General features: G+C 39.0%; 5 protein-coding genes and 1 pseudogene. 1 reads left to right on the top strand and 5 read right to left on the bottom strand.

The features are described 5' to 3' along the window. From WMO75_RS20140 to WMO75_RS18945, 5 genes and pseudogenes are all read right to left on the bottom strand, one after another. A pseudogene (locus WMO75_RS20140) lies at positions 1-83 on the bottom strand (transposase); the annotation flags it as partial. 300 nt (positions 84-383) lie between these two features. Then, positions 384-1,544 carry a sensor histidine kinase gene (locus tag WMO75_RS18960; RefSeq protein ID WP_158565339.1) on the bottom strand — a complete coding sequence of 387 codons (1,161 nt, stop codon included), beginning with the start codon at positions 1,542-1,544 and terminating at the stop codon, positions 384-386. Further along, on the bottom strand, positions 1,537-2,226 hold the full coding sequence (locus tag WMO75_RS18955) for a response regulator transcription factor (RefSeq protein ID WP_019163079.1): 690 nt from the start codon (positions 2,224-2,226) through the stop codon (positions 1,537-1,539). The genes WMO75_RS18960 and WMO75_RS18955 overlap by 8 nt, the downstream gene beginning before the upstream one ends. A gap of 69 nt (positions 2,227-2,295) precedes the next feature. Continuing rightward, positions 2,296-3,111 carry a hypothetical protein gene (locus WMO75_RS18950; protein ID WP_118699463.1) on the bottom strand — a complete coding sequence of 272 codons (816 nt, stop codon included), beginning with the start codon at positions 3,109-3,111 and terminating at the stop codon, positions 2,296-2,298. Between the two features lie 297 nt (positions 3,112-3,408). Then, positions 3,409-3,669, bottom strand: coding sequence for a TnpV protein (locus tag WMO75_RS18945; RefSeq protein WP_243111660.1), 261 nt, complete (start codon positions 3,667-3,669; stop codon positions 3,409-3,411). A gap of 121 nt (positions 3,670-3,790) precedes the next feature. On the opposite strand from WMO75_RS18945, the gene WMO75_RS20030 reads away from it, so the two are divergent. Then, positions 3,791-3,906: helix-turn-helix domain-containing protein (locus WMO75_RS20030; protein WP_353963815.1), on the top strand; the 116-nt coding region annotated here is incomplete at its 3' end.

Below are 3,906 nucleotides of genomic sequence, written 5' to 3'. Positions count from 1 at the left end.
AAATCTAATTCCTCCATCACTTTTTTCAGGGTATAGACTGGATCGTCGTCAGGTAAACTCAATTCGAAGAAACTAAACCACAAAAATAGCCGCCCTGGTCTGGTAAACTAAGCGGCAATTTTTGTCAAAACATATATCGGACTAACCGTCTATCGGTAGCACTCTTTTTCTATAATCATATTAGCACGCATGTGCAGAAATGTCAAAAAATTTTTATTCTACTTTTTGAAGTTTTGACATATCCAATCCATGCCGGATCATCATCAGAATATCCCATTTTTAATTCTATGTACATTAAATTGTTAATCATTCTTATTCTCTCCTGATTCCAAATTTTGCAACATCTCAACAAACTGGAAGCTGTAAACCTGATTGTTCCTAAATTAACTGTGGCATACCATTGATAAACATATGCCATGCCTGTCATTTTTCGCACTAAGTTTCCATCCGTGCATTTCAACGATTTCTTTTGAGAGGGCAAGCCCTATTCCGCTGTTTCCGTTTTGTCCCGTATGAAAACGTTCAAACATATGGGAAAAATCCTCTGTGCTAAGTTCTCCTCCATCGTTCCAGATGGAAAGGACTTGATTTTTCCACGATATTTCGATTTGACTACACGCATATTTTACGGAATTAGTTATCAGGTTAGCAACAGCGTGTTCCAGCTTCTCCGGGTCTCCGTTGACATATCCTTCGTCCAGTTCTAACGATACTGAAAGGTTTCGCCTGTTCACAATTCCTTCAAGCGGCATCAAAATATCTTGAACCAGTGATGCCATTTCTATTGGTTCACACTTTAATGGTTCCGTACCGCTTTCCATTTTTGATAAATACAGGATATCCTCAATAAGTTTACTCATACGCTCCGTCTGAGACACTATCATTCTGCCCGCTTGAGAATAATCGGTAATGACTCCCATTTCAATCTCCTCCGCATATCCGCAAATTGCCATAAGCGGGGTTTTTAATTCGTGAGATGTATTTTCAAAAAAGGTCTTCTGAGCTTTGTCATTTTGTTCAAGTTTTTTCCCGAGAAAATATCCAATGGCAGCACCGAGAGCGGCAATGACAAAAGCATCCAGCAAAACACCAAAACTGATTTCTTTTATGAGTTCTGGTTCGCCGGTAACATCCACATAAGCAAGTAATCTCTCATTGCTGTCTTCGTAATACTCTGTTCTGGCTTTCATATAATAAGTTGCTTCGTTAATTTTTGCCCTTTGCATTTCATCAGACGGGTGTGTTTCATACCAGTCAATAAGTTTCTTCTCTTTGGGTGTCAGAATCTGATATATGTCATCCCTGTTTTCTGAATCTGCCCCCATATATACAAGTGAGGCATAATATAAAGAGCCCGTATCATTTTCAGATTCGTAATTCAAATATTCGTCTGAATCCAAAGTAAAAACGTTTTTAATTGCATTCTCAGCTCTCAGCTCTATTTTTTTATTAAAAACTATGTTCAGAATCAGCAGGCTCAAAAGCATGGCTGCCATAACGGCGGAACCTGTAAGTGTGGCAATTTTATAACGTGTCTTATTCATTACAATCCTCCAGTTTATAGCCATAGCCCCAGACAGCACTAATGCGAACTTTGCTGCCTGCGGTCTTCATTTTCTGCCTGACTCTTCTTACTGTCTCATCGACAACTCTGGTTTCTATCTCCGTAGAATCTATTCCCCATACTTTGTCGAGAATTTCATTCCGGGGGATTGCCGTTCCACCATGTTCCATAAGACATCCCAGAAGCGAAAATTCTGTCATAGTCAGACCAATATCATGCTCTTTCACAATGGCATTATGCTTCTCCCATGAAAAACACACATCACCAAAGGAAATATCTGCCTTTACCGGTATATTCATTTCAACTCTTCGGAACAACGCATTTACCCGGACAACAAGAAGTGACGGCGAAAATGGCTTAATCAGATAGTCATCCCCTCCATACATAAATCCCTTCATATGGTCAGACTCTGAATCCTTTGCCGTCAAAATAATAATAGGAACTGATGATATTGTCCTTAGCTTTTTACATATGGAAAGACCGTCTGAACCCGGCATCATAATATCAAGAATAACAAGATCACAGGGCTTCTCCTGAAAAGCAGAAAAGAGTGTATCACCATTCTTGTATGCTGTTACCTCATATCCGGCATTGGATAAAAATTCTGTGAGTATTTCTCGTATATCCTGTTCATCATCTGCCAAATAGATTTTTTTTGCCATATCTTTAATCCCACATGAGGGGAGCCCCTCAGAAATTCTGTGAGATTCCCCATATTATATCTTTCAAAATCAGTATATCTGTATTTTAGTTCCACCTGCTTTCGCTTCAAGAGCGATTGCCTGTGCCTCCAAAGCATCAATCTCATCTGAATACTTCGCATAGCGAGAAGCAAATTCCTCTTCAGAGAGGTTATCAGAGCCGTTATAAATATTGTCATAGATTGCATCAATTTTATTGTAAATACTGTTAAGCTGATTGATTTCATCTTCGCTCAAATTTCCATAGTATCCCTCATACCAACCCGCTTTCTTTTCAAGCGTTTCAATCTGTGCGTTCAGTGATGTAATCTCGTCATCATACTTTGCATAGCGGGCTTCGATCTCATCGTCTGAAAGATCATCGTCCGTCCACACTTCCGCATCAATTTCTTCGATTCTTTCATATGCTTTCTGAAGCTGTTCTGCTTCCTCTGCGGTGAGCTTGCCTGTATCGTACAGAGCATTATACTCATCCTCGGAATATTCATATTCCTCGTTGTCGATCCACCCGGCTTTTTTATCAAGCTCCTCAAGGCGATCCATGAGGGTATCGGTTTCATCCTGATACTGATCGTATCTGGCATAGATATCTTCATCAGAAAGACCATCTGCATCTTTCATTACCTCTTTGTCGATAGCGTCAAGTCGGTCATAAATGGAGTTAAACTCTTCAATCTCCTTCTGAGTGAGAGAACCATAATCTACATTTGTTTGTGTTACCTCTGATGTAGTCACTGTCTCCTCCTGTGTCTCCTTCTGGGCAGCCATGGCAGGAACACCTGCGGATGTAGTCATTGCTGCTGCAAGTGCTATTAACATTCCTCTTTTGAATAATCTGTTCATCATTTTAGTTCCTCCTGATTTTTTATTTACCGGTTGTTCGGTATGGCTAAAGTATAGCTCAGGCAAATGTAAAAATATCCTTAGAACAGTCATGAAAATGTCAAGAAAGTGTAACAGCACAAGATTTCCTATAAACCATATTTACTCTCGCCTCTTAAGGGTTACAATCTTTTTTCAAATACCCTCAATTTTTCTAAATCTGCAATTCCGATTTACCTTCACCTTATTTTACCATAGTGTTTTCTAAAATGCTATTCTGATATATACAAAAGTGTAAAAGAGCGATCTCTTCTCTCACACTCACACATATACCATGTTTTTCAATATAATCTCTTCTGCACTAACTTTTATATTATTCATTAACCCAACCCACTTCATCTGATCCTGTACCTTTAATTCTTCAGTTACACCCTTTTTTTCTGCCATCTGTTTCATAAGCATTTCCACCTGTTCTCTGGCTTCCTGATCTGTCTGGTTCAGATGTTCATTCAGTTTTCCAGTCAATAACAGATACTGATACCTTGCTGATCTGTGTTCTTTTAAGAACTGCTTTCGTAACATTCCATATTTTCCATATGTCGGTTCTGCTTCGTTCAAAACCAGATCCGGCAAATAGTGATCTCTCTAGTAGATATGGGGATTACTCCCCATATCTACTAGAGCTTTTAAGGAGGTGGATAATATGCAGGAATCATCTATTTCAGAAAAAATAAAAGAGCTACGAACTGATCTGAAGATGAATCAAAAAAACTTTTCCGCAGCTATTGGTATACGTCAGTCAACTTTATCCAGTTATGA

Origin of the sequence: Blautia intestinihominis, from assembly GCF_040096655.1 — a bacterium.
Classification (GTDB): Bacteria; Bacillota; Clostridia; order Lachnospirales; family Lachnospiraceae; genus Blautia_A; species Blautia_A intestinihominis.
This window is presented reverse-complemented; position numbering and strand designations above follow the sequence as displayed.